Origin of the sequence: Pseudolysinimonas sp., from assembly GCF_051954455.1 — a bacterium.
Classification (GTDB): domain Bacteria; phylum Actinomycetota; class Actinomycetes; order Actinomycetales; family Microbacteriaceae; genus Pseudolysinimonas.
On sequence record NZ_JBQCHS010000034.1, the window covers coordinates 1 to 18,342 of the forward strand.

Below are 18,342 nucleotides of genomic sequence, written 5' to 3' on the forward strand. Positions count from 1 at the left end.
TGTGTCGCTCAAGCCCTCTCTGGGCCCCTCCGTCGTCCAATCTTCCCATTCCAACTCTAACGAATTCCCCAAATTCTTCCATCACTTTGCTCCCCCCCCCCCCCGCCTCCATCCACCCGGCTCTCACCCCACCCCCCACCGCGGGTGGAGCGAGCGAGCTCGGGCGACAGCACCGGGGCGCGCGCGGAGGTCAGCGGCCGAGGGTGGGCTCCCGGGAGGACAGCCCCGCCGCCCGCGCCTGGGCGACGACACCCGGCACCGCCGCGACGAGGGCGTCGATGTCGTCGTCCGTCGTGTCGTCGCCGAGCGTGAAGCGCAGCGCGCCGCGCGCCGCGTCCTCGGGGACGCCCATGGCCGCGAGCACGTGCGACGGCTCGCTGACGCCCGCCGCGCACGCCGCGCCCGTCGAGACGGCGAAACCCGCGAGATCGAGGAGGAAGAGGAGCGCGTCGCCGTCGCAGCCCGGGAACGTGAAATGCGCGTTGGAGGCGAGCCGGCCGCCCGGCTCCGGGTCACCGCACAGCACGGCGTCGGGGACGGCCGCGCGGATCCCGTCGACGAGCCGGTCGCGCAGGCGTCCGATCCGCACCGACCGCTCCGCGAGCCCGTCGACCGCCCGCGCGGCCGCGACGCCGAACGCCGCGGCGCCCGCCGCATCCTGCGTCCCGGAGCGCGCCCGCTGTTGGGCGCCCCCGTGCAGGAGCGGCTCGACCGGCGCGGTGCGGGTGAGGAAGAGCGCGCCGACGCCGGCCGGTCCGCCGATCTTGTGCGCCGCGAGGCTGAGCGCCGTGAGGCCCGGCAGGGCGCGGACGTCGATCGGCTCCTGCCCGTAGGCGGCGATCGCATCGAGGTGCAGCGGCACGCCGTGGGCCGCGGCGAGCGCCGCGATCTCGGCCACCGGCTGGACGGTGCCGACCTCGTTGTTGGCCCACAGCGCGGTGACGAGCGCGACGTCGTCCGCGTGGGCCCCGAGCACGTCGGCGAGGGCGTCCACACGGATCCTTCCGAGCTCGTCGACGGGGACGCGGTCGAGCAGCGCCCCCTCGTGCGACGCGAGCCACTCGACCGCGTCGACCGTCGCGTGATGCTCGCCGTCCGGCACGACGATCCGCCGACGCGGCGCCCGCCCCCAGTACAGCCCCTTGATCGCGAGGTTGACCGCCTCGGTCCCGCCGCCCGTCAGCACCACCTCGGCGGGGTCGGCGCCGATCGATGCCGCGACCGCGTCGCGCCCCGTCTCGAGCAGCTCGCGCGCCGCCTGCCCGGCCCCGTGGATCGACGACGGATTCCCGACGACCCGCAGCGCATCGACGTACGCGTCGAGCACCGCCGGCGGCATCGGGGACGTCGCCGCGTGGTCCAGGTAGACGCGCACGACCCCAACCTAGGAGTCCGTAACCTAGAGCGCATGCCCTCGACCGATCCGTTCGCGGACCTCGGCGTCCGCCCGGTCGACGGCGGCGGTGAGCTGCGGGTCTGGAGCCGACGGGCGACGACCGTGGAGCTCTGCGTCTTCGACGCGCGCGACCGCGACTGGGTCGCCGACTCCGTCGCCCTCCGCCGGGATCGGCACGGGGTGTGGAGCGGCACGAGCGAGCTGCTGGTGCCGGGCGCCTACTACTCCGTCCGCGCGAGCGGGCCGAGCGGTCCGAGCGACGACTTCGACCCGTCGCGCCACCTGCTCGACCCGTACGCGCGCGGCCTCGGTCGCACGGCGGACGGAGGCTGGCGCGGCTACGTGCAGGACGGCGCGTTCGACTGGGGCGGCGTCGCCAAGCCGGCGACACCGCTCGATCGCACGGTCATCTACGAGGCGCACGTCAAGGGTCTGACGATGCGCAACCCCGCGCTCCCGCCGGAGCTCCGCGGCACCTACGCCGGCCTCGCGCATCCCGCGACTGTCGAGTACCTGCAGGACCTGGGCGTCACCGCCGTCGAGCTGCTGCCCGTGCACCAGCACGTGAGCGAGGAGCGCCTGCAGCAGATGGGCCTCACCAACTACTGGGGCTACAACACCCTGAACTTCTTCACGCCGCACGCCGCCTACGCGACCCGCGAGGCGCAGTTCGGCGGCACCGGGGCCGTGCTGCGCGAGTTCAAGGGGATGGTGCGCGGGCTCCACGAGGCCGGCCTCGAGGTGATCCTCGACGTCGTCTACAACCACACCGCCGAGGAGGGTCGCGGCGGTCCCACGACGAGCCTCCGCGGGCTCGACGACGCGAGCTACTACCGGCACCTGCCGGACGGCGGCTACATCGACACCACGGGCTGCGGCAACACCATCGACTTCTCGCAGCCGGCCGCCCAGCGGCTCGTGCTGGACTCCCTCGTCTACTGGGCCGAGGAGGTCCAGGTCGACGGATTCCGCTTCGACCTGGCCGCGACGCTCGGGCGCGACGCGGCGGCGGAGTTCGATCCGCACCACCCGCTCCTGGAGGACATCGCCCTCGACCCGCGGCTGCAGGGTTCGAAGCTGATCGCCGAGCCGTGGGACGTCGGGATGGGCGGCTGGCAGGTCGGCAACTTCCCGAAGCCGTGGTCGGAGTGGAACGACGGCTACCGCGACCGGATGCGCACCTTCTGGCTGCGGGACATCGCCGCCGGCCGCCACCACGGGCTCCCGTCCGAGGGGATCGGCTCGCTCGCCCGGCGCCTCGCCGGCTCGAACCACGTCTTCGCGCTCGAGCGCGGACCGCTCGCGAGCGTCAACTTCATCACCGCGCACGACGGGTTCACGGCCGCCGACCTCGTCTCGTACGACGAGAAGCACAACCTCGGCAACGGCGAGGACAACCGTGACGGCTCGAACGACAACAAGTCCTACAACCACGGCGTGGAGGGACCGTCCGACGACCCGGACGTCGTGGCGGCGCGCGGCAAGGCGATCCGCAACCTGCTCGGCACCCTCCTGCTGTCGGCCGGCGTCCCGATGCTCACCGCGGGCGACGAGTACGGGCGCAGCCAGCGCGGCAATAACAACGCGTACTGCCAGGACTCGGAGCTCACCTGGCTCGACTGGACCGGGCGCACCGATCGCCAGCAGCAGCTGCACCGGGTCGTGCGGGAGCTGATCCGGCTCCGGCGCGAGAACCCGGCGCTCCGGCCGGTGCGCTTCGGGCGATGGGGCGAGACCACCCGCGGCGCCACGCAGATGGACTGGTACAACAAGCAGGGCCTGTCGATGTCGCTCGAGGACTGGGACTCCCCCGCGGAGCGCACCCTGCAGTACCTCGCGGCGTCGACCCCGGAGGTCGAGCCGTTCAACCGGATCCTGCTCGTCGTGCACGGGCTGGAGAGCGAGGTCACGGTGACCCTGCCCGCCCACGAGGGCGTCGCCGGGTACACCCTGCTGTGGGATTCCTCCCGCGACGACCTGACCGGCGCGGAGCTCGACCGCCGGCCGGGCGATGCGCTCGCGGTCGGGCCGGCATCGATGCAGCTGTTCCGGGCGCGCTGAGCGCCGCTCGCGCGATCCCTCCGGATAGCATCGAGCCGTGACCGACAGCTCGCAGCCGATCGCCGGCTGGTACCCCGACCCCGAGAACGCCGCCGCCGAGCGCTGGTGGGACGGCGCCGCGTGGTCCGACCACCGTCGCCCGTCGACCGTCGCCCCGGCCGCGCCCGCGACGCCGAGCGCGCCCGAGGTCCCGGTCCCGCCTGCCGCTCCCACCGACGGCTCCGTCGCCCCCGGCGCCATGCCGAGCGGCCCGGCGCCCGCCGCGGAGCCCGCCTCCTCGGCGAGCGCGTCGCCGTATCCGGCCGCGGCTCCGGCGGCCCCCGCGCAGCCGGCCTACGGTGCGTACGCCACTCCGCCGGCCGCGCCGGACTACAACCCGTACGGCGCTCCGGCCTACCGGCCGTCCGCGCCGAGCAACAGCCTCGCGCTCGTCGGCCTCATCCTCGCCTGCGGCAGCATCATCGTCGGCGGCATCCTGGCGTCGATCGCGGGCGGCATCGTGTCGATCATCGGCCTCAACCGCGCGAACCAGATGCGTGCCCGCGGGGAGCAGGGCGACCGGCGCGGCATGGCCATCGCCGGCATCATCGTCGGCTTCGGCCTGACGCTGGTGTGGATCGTCGTGATCATCGCCGTCATCGCGTTCTCGATCAGCCAGAGCGGCAGCACGAGCTACGGCTCCAGCTCCTTCTAGTGGCCGGCTAGTGGCAGGGACGCCCGCGACCGTCGCGTTGCGGTCCGTGGGCGTCGCCTTCCGCGAGCACGCCTACGCGCACGATCCCGCCGCGGCGAGCTTCGGGCGGGAGGCGGCGGAGGCCCTCGGCGTCGAGCCCGATCGCGTCTTCAAGACCCTCCTCGCCGACGTCGACGACCGCATCGTCGTCGGGATCGTGCCCGTGACGGCACGGCTCGACCTCAAGGCACTGGCCGTGGCGAGCGGCGGTCGGCGGGCCGCGATGGCCGACCCGGCCCTCGCGGAGCGCCGCACGGGCTACGTCGTCGGCGGCATCAGCCCGGTCGGGCAGAAGACCCCGTCGCCGACCGTGATCGACGAGACCGCCGAGCTGTGGGACACGGTCTTCGTCAGCGGAGGACGGCGGGGATTCGACCTCGAGCTGTCGCCCGTCGATCTGATCGCCGTGACTGGTGGGACGGTGGCCGCGATCGCGCGGTGAGAGCCGGGCCGCTCACGCCGCCTGGGCGAGACGCGACTGCAGGATCGCCTCGAACGCGTCGCGGTCGTAGCGCGCGCCGAACAGCGGCGATCCGGGCTCGAGCGCCGCACCCTGGGCCAGCGACCCGGCATCGATCGGCTCGAACCCGATGCGGTCGACGAAGTCGAGCACGATCGCGAGGGCGCCCCCGTCGTCGGAGGCCGCGGCGACGGCGCGGCGATCGGCCGCACCCGACGGCCGGGCGTCCTCCTCGAGCTCGTGATATCCGAGATGATTGAGGCTCTTCACGAGCCGCGCCCCCGGGAAGGCGCGCTGCACGATGACGCTGGTGCCCTCCGGCGCGTCCTCGAGCTCCTCGACGAGACCGTCGATCGGCTCCCAGTAGTTCATGACATCGATGACGACCTTGCCCGCGAGCAACGCGGCGTCGACGTCGCGGAACTTGTGCATCGGCACCGCGAGGATCACGAGGTCCGCGTCGCGCACGGCGTCGGCGGCGGTCGTCGCGACCGCCCCCGGCACGAGCACGTCGACGATCAGCGCGATGCGGGCCGGGTCTCCCGACGAGGCGATCCGCACCGCGTCACCCGCGGCGAGCGCGGCGCGGGCGATGGACGTTCCGGCCTTGCCGGCCCCCAGGATCCCGATGTTCATGATGTTGCATAGAACGCCGGGACCCGGCGGGCTATTCCGGTCAGCCGACCGGCGTCGCGACGAGGCCGAGCTCCGCACTCGACGCCAGGTGCGGATGCCGCGGCACGACGCGCACCGTGTACCCGAACGCGCCCGCCCGCTCGAACTCGATCGAGCCGGCGTAGACGTCGGCGCCGTTCGTGGTCGCTTCCCATCCCAGCGGCCGATGCGAGACCTCGGTGAGCGCGTCGTCCTCGCGCGCCCGCCCCGCCACGAGCTCCACCGCGACATCGTCGGGCTTCAGCTCGCCGAGCGACACGTACGCGCGCACCTCGAGCGTCTCGCCGACCTCCGGCGTCGCATCCACGCCGCCGGACTCCACGTGGGTCACGTGCACCTGCGGCCACGCGGCCCGCACCCGCGCCTTCCACGCCGCGAGATCGCGCGCGGCCGCGTAGTCCGACGCCGAGATCGCGCGCTCCGCCCGGGCCGCAGGCAGGTACAGCCGTTCCACATACTCGGACACCATCCGGTCCGCGGAGAGCGCGGGCGTCAGGGTCTGCAGCGTGTGGCGGATGTTCGCGACCCAGCGGGTCGGCACGCCGTCCGCACCCCGGTCGTAGAAGCGCGGGGCGATCTGGTGCTCGATGAGGTCGTACATCGACGCCGCCTCGAGCGCGTCGCGCTCGGCGCCGTCACCCGCGGAATCGGCGGACGGGATCGCCCAGCCGTTCTCCTCGTCGAAGTACTCGGCCCACCACCCGTCGAGGATCGACAGGTTGAGCGAGCCGTTGAGCGCCGCCTTCATGCCCGACGTGCCGCACGCCTCGAGCGGACGCAGCGGGTTGTTGAGCCAGATGTCGGTGCCGGGGTAGAGCAGCTGCGCCATGCCAATGTCGTAGTTCGGCAGGAAGACGATGCGGCCCCGCACCTCCGGCTCCATCGAGAACTCGACGAGCTTCTGGATGAGGCGCTTGCCCTCGTCGTCGGCCGGGTGCGATTTGCCGGCGATCACGAGCTGGATCGGCCGCTCGGGATCCGTCAGCAGCTTCCGCAGCCGGTCCGGGTCGGTGAGCATCAGCGTCAGACGCTTGTAGGTCGGCACCCGGCGCGCGAACCCGATCGTCAGGACGTCGGGATCGAGCAGGCGCTGGATCCACGCGGGCGTCGACAGCCCGGGGTTCTCCTCCGCCCACGCGGCGGCCTCGCGCCGACGCGCGTCCTCGACGAGCTGCGCGCGGAGGCGGGAGCGGAGCGCCCACAGCTCGGCATCGCTGACCGCGCCCTCGCTGAAGTCGCCGTGCAGGTGCCAGACCTTGGGATCCGTCCAGGTCGGCGAGTGGACCCCGTTCGTCACCGAGGTGATCGGCACGTCGTCGGCGTCGAAGCCCGGCCACAGCGCGCCGAACATGTGCCGGGAGACGTCGCCGTGCAGTTTCGAGACGCCGTTGGCGCGCTGCGCGAGGCGGAGGCCCATGACCGCCATGTTGAACGTGTTGGGGGTGCCGCCCTCGTAGTCCTCGGCGCCGAGCGCCAGCACGTCGGCGACGTCCACGCCCGGCAGCAGCGCCGTGTCGAAGTAGCGCTCGACGAGCGCGGCGTCGAAGCGGTCGATGCCGGCCGGCACCGGCGTGTGGGTCGTGAACACGGTGCCCGCACGGACGGCCTGCAGAGCCTCCGCGAAGGTGAGACCTTCGCCGACCAGGTCGCTGATCCGCTCCAGGCCGAGGAATCCGGCGTGCCCCTCGTTGGTGTGGAACACCTCGGCCGCCGGCAGCCCCTGGAGCCGCGTGAACGTCTTCACCGCGCGGGCGCCGCCGATGCCGAGCAGCAGCTCCTGCAGCAGGCGGTGCTCGCCGCCGCCGCCGTAGAGCCGGTCGGTGACGCCGCGGAGGTCCTCGTCGTTCTCGGTGATGTCGGTGTCGAGCAGCAGGAGCGGCACGCGGCCGACCGCGAGCTGCCAGATCCGCGCGGAGAGCGTGCGACCGTCGGGCAGGGCGAGCTGCACCTGCGCGGCCGTGCCGTCGGGATGGCGGAGCACCCGCATCGGGAGCCCGTCCGGGTCGAGGACCGGGTAGCTCTCCTCCTGCCAGCCGTCGCGCGAGATCGCCTGACGGAAGTAGCCGGCGCGGTAGAACAGCCCGACGCCGACGATCGGCACGCCGAGGTCGGAGGCCGCCTTGAGGTGGTCGCCGGCCAGGATGCCGAGGCCGCCGGAGTACTGCGGGAGAGCGGCCGCGATCCCGAACTCGGGCGAGAAGTAGGCGATCGTCTTCGCCGTGTCGTCGCCGAGCGACTGGTACCAGCGCGGCTGCTCGAGGTAGGCGCGCAGGTCGTCGCGCATCGCGTGGACCCGGCGGACGTAGTCCTCGTCGGCCGCGAGCTCGGCGAGCCGGCTCGGCGGCACGGCGCCCAGGACGCCGATCGGATCCTTGCCCTGGCTCTCCCACACCGCAGGAGCGATCTCGCGGAACAGCTCCTGCGTCGGGACGTGCCAGGACCACCGGAGATTGGCGGCGAGCTCGTCGAGCGCGCCCAGCTGCTCCGGAAGGACGGTACGGACGGTGAATCTGCGGATCGCCTTCACGCGTCCCACGTTAGGACACGCGCGTTGCGGACGGATGAACGACCTGGAGCGCCACCTGGACGGACGCTCAGCGCGCCCCCGATGCCGCGAGCCCAGGCACTACCGTCGAGGCATGGCCACACGCGGCTCCCGTCCCGCGCGCATCGGGCGCATCCCCATCCGCGACTTCCGCCCCCTCCAGCCGGAGGCCCGATGGCCCGCGAAGGCCGTCGTGGGCGAGGTCGTGCCGTTCTCGGCGACCGTCTTCCGCGAGGGGCACGGGCTCCTGTTCGCCGAGCTCGTGCTCACCGACCCCACCGGCGCGGAGTCGCGGCACCGGCTGAGCGAGCAGGGCGTCGGCCTCGACCGCTGGGGCACCGAGGTCCAGCTCGACCTCCCGGGCTCGTGGCGCTACCAGGTGCACGCGGCGAGCGACGACTGGGCGAGCTGGCTGCACGACGCCGAGATCAAGATCCTGGCCGGTCAGGACACGGAGCTCGTGCTCGCGATGGGCGCGGAGCTGCTGGCCGGATCCCGTGGACGCGTGCAGCAGCAGGCACGCGCCGCGCTCGTCGACAGCAAGCTCACGCCGGCCGCGCGGCTGGGCGTCGCCCACGACCCGCGGCTCGTCGCCGCGATCGAGGCGGAGCCGATCATCTCGCTCGAGACCTACACGCCGCCGCTCGAGCTGCGGGTGGAGCGGCGGAAGGCCGGGGTCGCCTCCTGGTACGAGTTCTTCCCGCGCTCCGAGGGCGCCCGGCGGCTCAAGTCGGGTCCGCGGGCCGGGCAGTGGGTGAGCGGCACGTTCAGGACCGCGGCGAAGCGGCTCCCGGCGATCGCGGCCATGGGGTTCGACCTCGTCTACCTGCCGCCGATCCACCCGATCGGGTCGACGTTCCGCAAGGGCCCGAACAACACCCCGCAGGCGGGCCCCGGCGACCCGGGCAGCCCGTGGGCGATCGGCGCGGCCTAGGGCGGCCACGACGCCATCCATCCCGACCTCGGCACGGTCGACGACTTCCGCGCCTTCCTCAGGGAGGCGGGCAAGCACGGCCTCGAGGTCGCGATCGACCTCGCGCTGCAGTGCTCCCCCGACCACCCCTGGGTGACGGAGCATCCGGAGTGGTTCACCCAGCGGCCGGACGGGACCATCGCCTACGCGGAGAACCCGCCGAAGAAGTACCAGGACATCTACCCCCTGAACTTCGATCGCGACCCCGAGGGGATCCGCGCGGAGATCCTGCGGATCGTGGAGCTCTGGATCGAGCGCGGAGTGCGCACCTTCCGCGTCGACAACCCGCACACGAAGCCGCTCGACTTCTGGGAGTGGCTGATCGGCGAGGTCAACGCCGCGCATCCCGACGTCGTGTTCCTCGCGGAGGCGTTCACCCGCCCGGCCATGATGCACGCGCTCGCGGGGGCCGGGTTCCAGCAGTCGTACTCGTACTTCACCTGGCGCAACACCAAGGAGGAGCTGGAGGAGTTCCTCACCACCATCTCGGGCGAGGACGCGGACTACGTGCGGCCGAACCTGTTCGTCAACACCCCCGACATCCTCACCGAGTACCTGCAGTTCGGCGGCGTGCCGGCCTACAAGGTGCGGGCCGCGGTCGCCGCGACCGCGTCGCCGCTCTGGGGCGTCTACTCGGGCTACGAGCTGTTCGAGGACGTGGCGCGGCCGGGGTCCGAGGAGAACATCGACAACGAGAAGTACGAGTACCGGCCGCGCGACTGGGCCGGCGCGGCGGAGAGCGGGCGCACCCTCGCCCCGTACCTCACGATGCTCAACGACGTCCGCCGCCGGCACCCCGCGCTCGGGCAGCTGCGCAACCTCACCGTGCACTGGAGCGACGACGACGCGATCCTCGTCTTCGTCAAGCACCTCGACGGCCGCTTCACGGAGTCCGGCGCGCCCGACACCCTCATCGTCGTCGTCAACACCGACCCGCACTCGGTGCGCGAGACCACGGTGCACCTCGATCCGACCGTCTTCGGCCTGCAGCCCGGCGACCGGTTCGGCGTCCACGACGAGGTGACCGGGGCCGACTGGATCTGGTCCACCGACAACTACGTCCGGCTCGACGCGTTCACCGAGCCGGTCCACATCCTGGAGGTCCGTCGATGACGTCCGTCGCCCTGCCCACGCTGCACCCCGATCACATCGCGGCCCTCGTCGAGGGGCGCCACCCGCGGCCGCACGACGCGCTCGGCCAGCACGCGGTGCCGGGCGGTTGGGTGGTGCGCGTGATCCGCCCCCTCGCGGAGGCGGTCACGATCGTGCGCGCCGATGGCACCCGCGTCGAGTTGGAGCACGTGCAGGACGGCCTGTGGCAGGGGTTCCTGCCCGGCGACGGCCAGGCCTACGACGTCGAGACGAGCTACGCCGACGCTCCCGCCTGGACGGCGGGCGACCCCTACCGCTTCGTGCCCTCCTTCGGCGAGATGGACCTCTTCCTCTTCGGCGAGGGCCGCCACGAGCAGCTGTGGAAGGCGCTCGGCGCGCACTATCGACCGCACGAGGACGTCGACGGCACCGCGTTCTCGGTGTGGGCTCCGCACGCGCAGGCCGTCCGCGTCGTCGGCGACTTCAACTCCTGGAACGGCGTCCAGCACGCGATGCGACGCCTCGACGACAACGGCATCTGGGAGCTCTTCGTGCCGGGTCTCGAGCCGGGCACGGTCTACAAGTTCGAGATCCTCACCCCGGACGGCGCCTGGGTGACCCGCGCCGACCCGATGGCGCGCTTCACCGAGACGCCGCCGCTCACCGGCTCGAAGATCGAGGTGTCGCAGTTCGCGTGGACGGACGACGCCTGGATGACGCAGCGCGCCGCGCACGATCCGCACCAGGGGCCGATCAGCGTCTACGAGATCCACCTGGGATCGTGGCGGCCCGGCCTCGGGTACCGCGACGCCGCGGACCAGCTCATCGAGTACCTGGACCAGACCGGGTTCACGCACGTCGAGTTCCTGCCGTTGGCCGAGCACCCGTTCGGCGGCTCGTGGGGCTACCAGGTGACCGGCTACTACGCGCCGACCAGCCGGTTCGGGCATCCCGACGACCTGAAACACCTCATCGACCGGCTGCACGGCGCCGGCTACGGCGTGATCATGGACTGGGTCCCGGGGCACTTTCCGAAGGACGAGTGGGCCCTGGCCAAGTTCGACGGCCGGGCCCTCTACGAGCACTCCGATCCGCGGCTCGGCGACCAGCCCGACTGGGGCACCCACGTCTTCAACTTCGGTGACTCGCAGGTGCGCAACTTCCTCGTCGCCAACGCGCTGTTCTGGCTCGAGGAGTTCCACATCGACGGTCTGCGCGTCGACGCCGTCGCGTCGATGCTCTATCTCGACTACTCCCGGGCCGAGGGGCAGTGGATCCCCAACCGGTACGGGGGGCGCGAGAACCTCGAGGCGATCAGCTTCCTCCAGGAGGTGAACGCGACGGCCTACAAGCGCTCCCCCGGCATCATGATGATCGCCGAGGAGTCGACCTCCTGGCCGGGCGTCACCAAGCCGACCGATCAGGGCGGGCTCGGCTTCGGTCTCAAGTGGAACATGGGCTGGATGCACGACTCGCTGCAGTACATGCACGAGAACCCGATGTGGCGCGCGTCGCACCACGGCGAGATCACGTTCTCCTTCGTCTACGCGTTCAGCGAGAACTTCCTCCTGCCGATCAGCCACGACGAGGTCGTGCACGGCAAGGGGTCGCTCCTCGGCAAGATGCCGGGCGACCAGTGGCAGAAGCTCGCGAACGTGCGGGCCTATCTCGCGTTCATGTGGGCGCACCCCGGCAAGCAGCTGGTCTTCATGGGATCGGAGTTCGGCCAGCCGTCCGAGTGGAGCGAGCAGCGGGGGCTCGACTGGTGGATCCTCGACCAGCCCGCGCACCAGGGGCTGCAGCGGTTGGTCGGGCAGCTCAACCGGATCTATCGCGCCGAGCCCGCGCTGTGGTCGCTCGACTTCACCGGGGACGGCTTCGAGCTCCTCGCGAGCGACGCGGAGCGCAACGTGCTCGCGTTCGTGCGTCGCGGGGCGTCGGGCGAGGAACTCGTCTGCGCGGTGAACTTCGGCGGCAACCCGGTCGGGTCGTACCGCATCGGGCTGCCGGCGGCGGGGCGATGGGACGAGATCCTCAACACCGATGCGGCGGACTTCGGCGGATCGGGCGTGGGCAACTTCGGCGGCGTCACCGCGGAGGACGTGCCCTGGGACGGCCGGGAGGCGTCGGCGGAGTTGACGCTGCCGCCGCTCGGGGCGATCTGGCTGACGCGCGCGGCCGAGCGGGTCGAGTAGCCGCGCAGCGGCGTATCGAGACCGCGAGCGATCGAGGTCTCGAGACGCGGCCTTCCGCCGCTACTCGGCCCGCGGGCTCGTCAGTAGAGGAGCGACGCCAGCCGGCGCCGCGCGGTGACGACCCGCGGATCCTCGGCGCCGGCGATCTCGAAGTACTCGAGCAGGCGCTTGCGGACCGCGTCCTTGCCGTCGGCGGGGAGCGAGGGGAAGAGCTCGATGAGCCGGTCGAACGCATCGTCGACGTGGCCGCCGCTCAGATCGAGGTCGGCGACCGCGAGCTGGGCGTCGACGTCGTCGCGCCGCTGACCCGCGGCCTCCCGGATCGCCGCGGCGTCGGCGCCGTCGAGACGCAGCAGCAGCGACGCCTGGGCGCGGCCGGCGACCGCGAGGTCGTCGCGCGGGTTCTGGGCGATCGCGGTCTCGTACTCGCGGACCGCGGCCGCGTAGTCGCCGCGCGCGATCGCGTCGTACGCCTCCTGATGGTGCGGCGGCAGCGGCTCCTCGGCCGGCTCCGGGGCCGTGCCCTCCTCGCCCTCGGGCGCACCGCCGCCGATCGTGCCGGTGATGCCGTTCTGCGCCGCGAGCTGGAGCACCTGGTCGAGCACCTGGCGCAGCTGCTCGTCGGGCACCGGCGGCAGCTCGACCGGTTGCCCGCCGATCACGGCGGCCTCGAACGGCACGGAGGTCACGCGGAACGCCTGCACGAGCTGCGGGTTGGTCGACCCGTCGACGATCGCGAGCGCGAGACGCCCGCCGTACGACTCGACGATCGGCCCGAGGCGCGGCGCGCGGCCCGCCGTGTAGAACTCGACGACGACCGGGACCCGCGCCGACAGCTCGATGAGCCGCTGCAGCGTCGCGTCGGTGGCGTCGAAGACGATCGCGTCGCCGCCGCCCTCGGCGGGCTCCCCCGGCTGCGGGGCGGGCGCGTTCGCGCGGCGGACGAGGGACGACAGGTCGACGGCGCCCCGCAGGTTGCCGACGGCGGGAGGGACGTTGCTCACCCGATCGATCCTTCCAGGAGTGACGCGGTCTACGGGACCTCGGACGCGGAGATGAGACCCTGCGCGAAGCCGAGCAGCTGGATCTTCTTGCCCCGCGCGCTGACCGGCGGCACGTAGAACAGCAGCTGCAGTCCGTAGGTCGACACGTAGCCCTTGAGGCTCGAGTCCTTGCCGGAGAGCGTCTTCACCGCGGTGCCCTGCGGGTTGATCGACGCCCCTGCCTCGGTCGGGGTGACCGTCTCGATGTCGTGGTCGTCGACCGCGACGATCTGACCGGAGTCGTTCGTGCCGAAGGCGATCGTCTCGCCGGTACCGGGGGTGTTGCTGTAGGCGATCGTGGCGGTCGCCGGCAGCTTCGACTTCTTGTCGGCCTTGTAGCTCGAGCCGATGGCCGGGGCGAGCTTGTCTCCCTCGGTCTGGAAGTCCTCCGCGTACTTGCTCTTGTCGCCGTTGATGAGCGTGTCGCCGTAGGCGGCAGCGAGCTGCTCGGGGCGCAGGATGCCGATCTTGTTGTCGGCGGGCTGGCGCTGCGATCCGATCGTGGCCGGGGCGACCGCGGGGACGTCGAGCTCGAGCGCCGTCGCGTAGGTGACCTTGTAGTTCTCCCGCGGCGCGCTCTGCTGGAGCATGAGGGCGACCGGCGGCGTCTTCGCATCCGCGGCGCCCTGCACCACGGCGAACACCGCGCGCGGCCAGGTGTCCGTCTGCTGCGGCAGCACGATCGAGACCTTGCCGGAGGGGATCGGGTCCGGCGCCGGCGTCGCGGAGTCGGCGGCCTGGATCTTGTACGTGGCGGTCCGCAGCGCGAGGGCCGGGCCGTCCATGCGGGTCGCGAGCGAGGTGGCGTCGCGGTTCGTGTCCGCGGCCGAGACCACGGTGCGGACCCGCTGCAGGATGATGCCGAGCTGCTGCTCGGTGACCGCCGTCGGCGGCAGCTTGGCGGCGGGGCTGGCGGTCGCGCTGGGCGACGCGGCGGGCGCCGCCGTCGTGCTGCAGCCGGCGAGCAGCACGCTCGCGACGGCGCCTGCGGCGACGAGGCCGAGCACCGTGCTGCGCCGACGACCCCGGCCGGGCGCGTCGATCTGCTTGCGCTCGGGGGCGCGCTTGAGCTGCGGCGGACGGGGGTTGCGCGGGGTCTTGGGCGTCTTGCGGCGCGGACCGCGGCTCCGACGGGCGTGCACGAGCGCCCAGATGAACGCGAGGAGACCGAGGACCAGCACCCCGATCCCGCCGATGACCAGCGGCGTCGACCACGGGGTGGAGTTGTCGAGCGGCCAGGTGACGCTGATCCGCGACGGCGCGGCCGCCTTGCCGTCCGCGGCGACGAGGAGCGCGACATCGGCCGGCGCGTTGATCTTGCGGGTCAGCTCCGTCGACCCGGTGTACTCCTGAACCCAGAGGTCGGATCCGGCGGGCGACGGCGCCGTCTTCGCCGTTCCGTCGACGGTGCGGGCGGTGAAGGCCGCCTTCGTGGTGTTCCAGCCGACGACGTTGTAGTCGGTCGAGCCGATCCACGCGCGGACGTCGGTGTCCCGTCCGGCGGCGACGAAGATCGTCTTGCCGCCGGTCACCGTGACGGTCTGCGTCCCGTCGTGCCCGTGCAGCGCGGCGGGACGCACCATGGTGAGCGGCGCGCTGCCGTCGACGGTCACCGACCGCGAGACCGAGGACGGCCCGGCCAGGACGGTGCGCTGCGCGATGCCGAAGCCGACGGAGACGAAGGCGACGACGAACAGCACGATCGCGATCACGAATCGCAAGGGAACTCCTCTCGGGCTGCCGGACCGGGCGCGGTCGCCGGGTCCGTCCGGGGGCCGGAGGCCCTCCCGGATCCCGCCCAAGGGCACGGCGGGGCAGGGACGAAGACGTTCCAGGATATCGGAGCCCTTCCGCATTGGCTGGGAGGGCTCTGGGGGCGGGCTGCGCCGGGGGTCCGACGAGGCGCCCCGGACGGGGGTCGAGCCGTCACCCCGCGTCGTTATGCTCGGAGGGTTCTTCCCGGGATCAAGGAGCGAATCGGTGGCAGACGACGCATTCGGAACCGAGCTGCGAGGCTACAAGAAGGACGAGGTCGACGAGGTCGTCGGGCAGCTCCGCCGGGAACTCATCAAGGCGAACGCCGACAAGGCCGAACAGGGCAAGGAGCTGAAGCGGCTCCAGGCCGTCGCCGAGGATCTGCAGGCCGAGCTCGACGAGGTCGGCAGCCCCACCTACTCCGGCCTCGGCACCAAGCTCGAGAACACGCTCCGCATCGCCGAGGAGCAGTCGACCCGGCTCATCAGCCAGGCGGACATCGATGCGGAGAAGATGCGCGCCGCCGTCCAGGCGGAGGTCGCGGCGCACCGGCAGGAGGCGGAGGAGCGCGCACAGCAGCTCATGCGCGAGGCGGACGAGCACGCGGAGCGGGTGCGCGCGAGCGCCGCCGCCGACACCGACGGACTCGTCGACCGTGCCCGGGCGGAGGCGGCGACGATCCTCGATGACGCGCGGCGCGAGGCCGCCGCCATCCGGGGCGCCGCGGCGACGGAGGTCGCCGATGCCAAGGCGACCGGCGCACGCGAAGGCGCCGCGATCCGCGCCGAGGCCGAGCGCGAAGCGGCGGAGCTGCGCGTCGCCGCCCAGCGCGAGGTCGCCGCCGCCCGTGAGGAGGCCGCCGCGCTCGCACGCGACACCGAGAAGGCCCGTGCCGAGTTCGAGGCCGAGCAGACCCGCCGGCGCGCCGAGCTCGAGCACGACCTCGAGGAGGGGCGCACGAATCTCGAGCGGGACGCCGCCCAGGCCCGCGAGCAGCTCGAGCAGGACACCATCGCGGCCAACGCCGCGCTGGACGCCGAGACCGAGAAGGCGCGCGCCGACCTCGACGCCCGCACCGCGCAGGCCAAGGCCGAGCACGACGCCGCGGTCAAGAAGGCGAAGGCGGACCACGAGGCGACGGTGAGCCGCTCGCGCGCGGAGCTGGAGGCCGAGATCACCGGCAAGCGCGCCGCGCTCGAGGCCGAGCTCGCCGCGGCGCGCACGGAGGTCGAGAACGAGCTGGCCTCGCTGCGGTCGCGCACCGAGACCGAGGTCGCGCGGCTCCGCGCCGATGCCGAGACCGAGGTCGGCCAGGCCCGATCCGAGGCGGAGGCCGAGATCGCCGCCCAGCGCGCGGCGATCGATGCCGAGGTCGAGGCCAAGCGCACCGCCGTCGATGCCGACGTCGAGGCCCAGCGGACGGCTCTGCAGACCGAGCTCGCCGCGGCGCGGACGGCGCACGACGCCGAGCTGGCCGGTGAGAAGAACGCCTGGAAGGCGGAGCGGAAGGGCGCGAGGGAGACCCTGGCCGCCGAGCTCGCCGGCGCGCGCGCCGGGCTCGAGACGGAGCTCGCGCAGGCCCGGACCGCGCACGCGGCGGAGCTGGAGAAGGAGCGCGCCGACCACGACCGCGACCTGGCCAAGCAGCGCGCCGAGGCGGCCCACGAGCTCGAGAACCATCGCGCCCGCATCCAGCACGAGTCGGACGAGCAGACGGCCACGCTCGCCGCGGCCGCCGAGCAGGCCCGAGCGGACCTCGAGGTGGAGCTGAGCGCCCGCCGCGACACCGCGGAGAAGGAGTACGCGAGAACCCACGCCGAGGCCGCGCGCGCCACGGAGGCGTACCTCACGCAGGCGCAGGACCAGCTCGCGACCGCGCAGAAGGACGCCGCCGACAAGCGCGCGGAGGCGGACCGGATCGAGGCCGACTCGAAGGCCGCCGTCGCCGAGATGACGGAGACGGCGCGCGCCGCGGCCAAGAAGGCGGTCGCCGACGCCGAGGCCCGCGCGAAGACGCTCGTGAAGGACGCGGAGGAGCGGGCGGCGGCGCTGCTCGGCGACGCGGAGGAGCGTCTCGCGAAGATCCGCATGGAGCGGGAGTCGGTCGCGGGCTACATCGAGAGCCTGCGGGGCGTGCTCGCCCAGGCCGAGCGCGCGACCTCGGATCACGGATTCCCGCTCGAACAGACGGCCGCCGAGACGCCGACCGGCGACGAGGACACGGACTCCGAGGAGCCGGTGGACGGGACCGACGACGAGGACGCCCCGGCGGACGGGCGCGCACGCCAGCACGCCTCCTGACCCGCGCTGTCAAGAGCCCGGTCGCGCCGGGGCCCTCCGCTAGCCTTCGATCGTGAAGATCCAGAACGCGTTCCGGCTCGGCCTGTTCGGCGGCCTCGGCGTGCTCGTCGCCATCGTCATCGGCGGCGCGGTGACCTCGCTCGCCACGATCCTCACCTACGTCGGCGCCGCGCTGTTCCTCGCCCTCGGCATCGACCCGGCCGTGTCGTTCCTGCAGCGGCACAAGTTCCCGCGGCCGGCAGCGATCGCGGTCGTGCTCGTCGTCGTGCTGGGCGTCGCCGCCGGCCTCATCTTCGCGCTCATCCCGGTGCTGAGCGACCAGATCACCAACCTGATCAAGCAGATCCCCACGATCACCCAGGCGTTCAACAACGGGCAGATCGAGAGCTGGTGGAATCACACCTTCCCCTGGCTGAAGTACAACGACGTGCTGACGAACGTGCAGGACTTCTTCACGAAGAACGTCCAGTCGATCACCGGCGGCGTGCTGACGACGGCCGTGACGATCGGCTCCGGCGCGTTCGGCGTGCTGATCGTCGTGATCCTGACCCTCTACTTCGTGGCGTCGCTCTCGAGCATCAAGCGCGGGCTCTACCAGCTGGTGCCGGCGACCCGGCGCGAGAAGTTCATCGACATCTCCGAGCAGATCAGCAAGGCGGTGGGCCGCTACGTGATCGGGCAGGTGTCGCTCGGGCTCTGCAACGGCATCCTGAGCTTCATCTTCCTGCTGATCATGTCGTTCGCCACCGGCGTGAAGTACTACGCGCTGCTCGCCTTCATCGCGTTCCTGTTCTCGCTTGTCCCGCTCGTCGGGACGCTCGTCGGGTCGATCATCATCACGCTCTCGGCCTGGCTGTTCAGCGACTTCAACCTCTGGACCCTGATCATCGTGGGCGCGTACTACATCGTCTACATGCAGGTCGAGGCGTACGTGCTGAGCCCGAACATCATGAACCGCGCGGTGAAGGTGCCGGGCGTCGTCGTCGTGATCGCGGCCCTCGCGGGCGGCACCCTGCTCGGGATCCTCGGGGCGCTCATCGCGATCCCCGTCGCCGCCGCCATCCTGCTCATCGTCAAGCAGGTCATCGTGCCGCGGCAGAACGCGCTCTGACG

At 72.4% G+C, this 18,342-nt stretch carries 11 protein-coding genes and 1 pseudogene; 7 read left to right on the plus strand and 5 right to left on the minus strand.

Annotated elements, in window-relative coordinates; translation table 11 throughout:
- Positions 1–190: 190 nt before the first annotated feature.
- Positions 191–1,375 carry a cysteine desulfurase family protein gene (locus ACTHM3_RS14570; protein WP_440407013.1) on the minus strand — a complete coding sequence of 395 codons (1,185 nt, stop codon included), beginning with the start codon at positions 1,373–1,375 and terminating at the stop codon, positions 191–193.
- Positions 1,376–1,408: 33 nt separating this feature from the next.
- Between ACTHM3_RS14570 and glgX the strand changes: the two genes are divergently transcribed.
- Genes glgX through ybaK form a run of 3 tightly spaced genes read left to right on the plus strand, consistent with a single transcriptional unit; the run spans position 1,409 to position 4,632 of the window.
- Entirely contained in the window at positions 1,409–3,457 is a 2,049-nt protein-coding gene (gene glgX / locus ACTHM3_RS14575) for a glycogen debranching protein GlgX (RefSeq protein WP_440407015.1), read from the plus strand.
- Positions 3,458–3,494: 37 nt separating this feature from the next.
- Positions 3,495–4,151 carry a DUF2510 domain-containing protein gene (locus tag ACTHM3_RS14580; protein WP_440407017.1) on the plus strand — a complete coding sequence of 219 codons (657 nt, stop codon included), beginning with the start codon at positions 3,495–3,497 and terminating at the stop codon, positions 4,149–4,151.
- A 10-nt stretch (positions 4,152–4,161) separates the two neighbouring features.
- On the plus strand, positions 4,162–4,632 hold the full coding sequence (gene ybaK, locus ACTHM3_RS14585; RefSeq protein ID WP_440407019.1) for a Cys-tRNA(Pro) deacylase: 471 nt from the start codon (positions 4,162–4,164) through the stop codon (positions 4,630–4,632).
- Between the two features lie 12 nt (positions 4,633–4,644).
- Here the strand turns inward: ybaK and ACTHM3_RS14590 are convergent, their stop codons facing one another.
- Together ACTHM3_RS14590 and glgP are read right to left on the minus strand one after the other, a co-directional pair.
- The gene (locus tag ACTHM3_RS14590; protein WP_440407021.1) at positions 4,645–5,286 is read right to left on the minus strand and encodes an NADPH-dependent F420 reductase; all 642 of its coding nucleotides are present in this window, start codon (positions 5,284–5,286) and stop codon (positions 4,645–4,647) included.
- Positions 5,287–5,326: 40 nt separating this feature from the next.
- Positions 5,327–7,852 carry an alpha-glucan family phosphorylase gene (glgP, locus tag ACTHM3_RS14595; protein ID WP_440407023.1) on the minus strand — a complete coding sequence of 842 codons (2,526 nt, stop codon included), beginning with the start codon at positions 7,850–7,852 and terminating at the stop codon, positions 5,327–5,329.
- 112 nt (positions 7,853–7,964) lie between these two features.
- Between glgP and ACTHM3_RS14600 the strand changes: the two are divergent.
- Positions 7,965–9,956 (plus strand): annotated as a pseudogene (locus ACTHM3_RS14600) (alpha-1,4-glucan--maltose-1-phosphate maltosyltransferase).
- Positions 9,953–12,130: a 1,4-alpha-glucan branching protein GlgB gene (gene glgB, locus ACTHM3_RS14605; protein WP_440407025.1), complete on the plus strand. Its 2,178-nt coding sequence runs from the start codon at positions 9,953–9,955 to the stop codon at positions 12,128–12,130. The pseudogene ACTHM3_RS14600 and the gene glgB overlap by 4 nt, the downstream one beginning before the upstream one ends.
- Positions 12,131–12,210: 80 nt before the next feature.
- Here glgB and ACTHM3_RS14610 read toward each other — a convergent pair whose 3' ends face one another.
- Both ACTHM3_RS14610 and ACTHM3_RS14615 read right to left on the minus strand, forming a co-directional pair.
- The gene (locus ACTHM3_RS14610; protein WP_440407027.1) at positions 12,211–13,134 is read right to left on the minus strand and encodes a co-chaperone YbbN; all 924 of its coding nucleotides are present in this window, start codon (positions 13,132–13,134) and stop codon (positions 12,211–12,213) included.
- 29 nt (positions 13,135–13,163) lie between these two features.
- A complete protein-coding gene (locus ACTHM3_RS14615; protein ID WP_440407028.1) occupies positions 13,164–14,894 on the minus strand; it encodes a hypothetical protein in 1,731 nt (576 codons plus the stop codon).
- Positions 14,895–15,153: 259 nt separating this feature from the next.
- Here ACTHM3_RS14615 and ACTHM3_RS14620 point away from each other — a divergent pair, with 259 nt between their 5' ends.
- Positions 15,154–17,229, plus strand: coding sequence for a hypothetical protein (locus ACTHM3_RS14620; RefSeq protein WP_440407030.1), 2,076 nt, complete (start codon positions 15,154–15,156; stop codon positions 17,227–17,229).
- Between the two features lie 52 nt (positions 17,230–17,281).
- A complete protein-coding gene (locus ACTHM3_RS14625) occupies positions 17,282–18,340 on the plus strand; it encodes an AI-2E family transporter (protein ID WP_440407032.1) in 1,059 nt (352 codons plus the stop codon).
- The last annotated feature ends 2 nt before the right edge of the window (positions 18,341–18,342 follow it).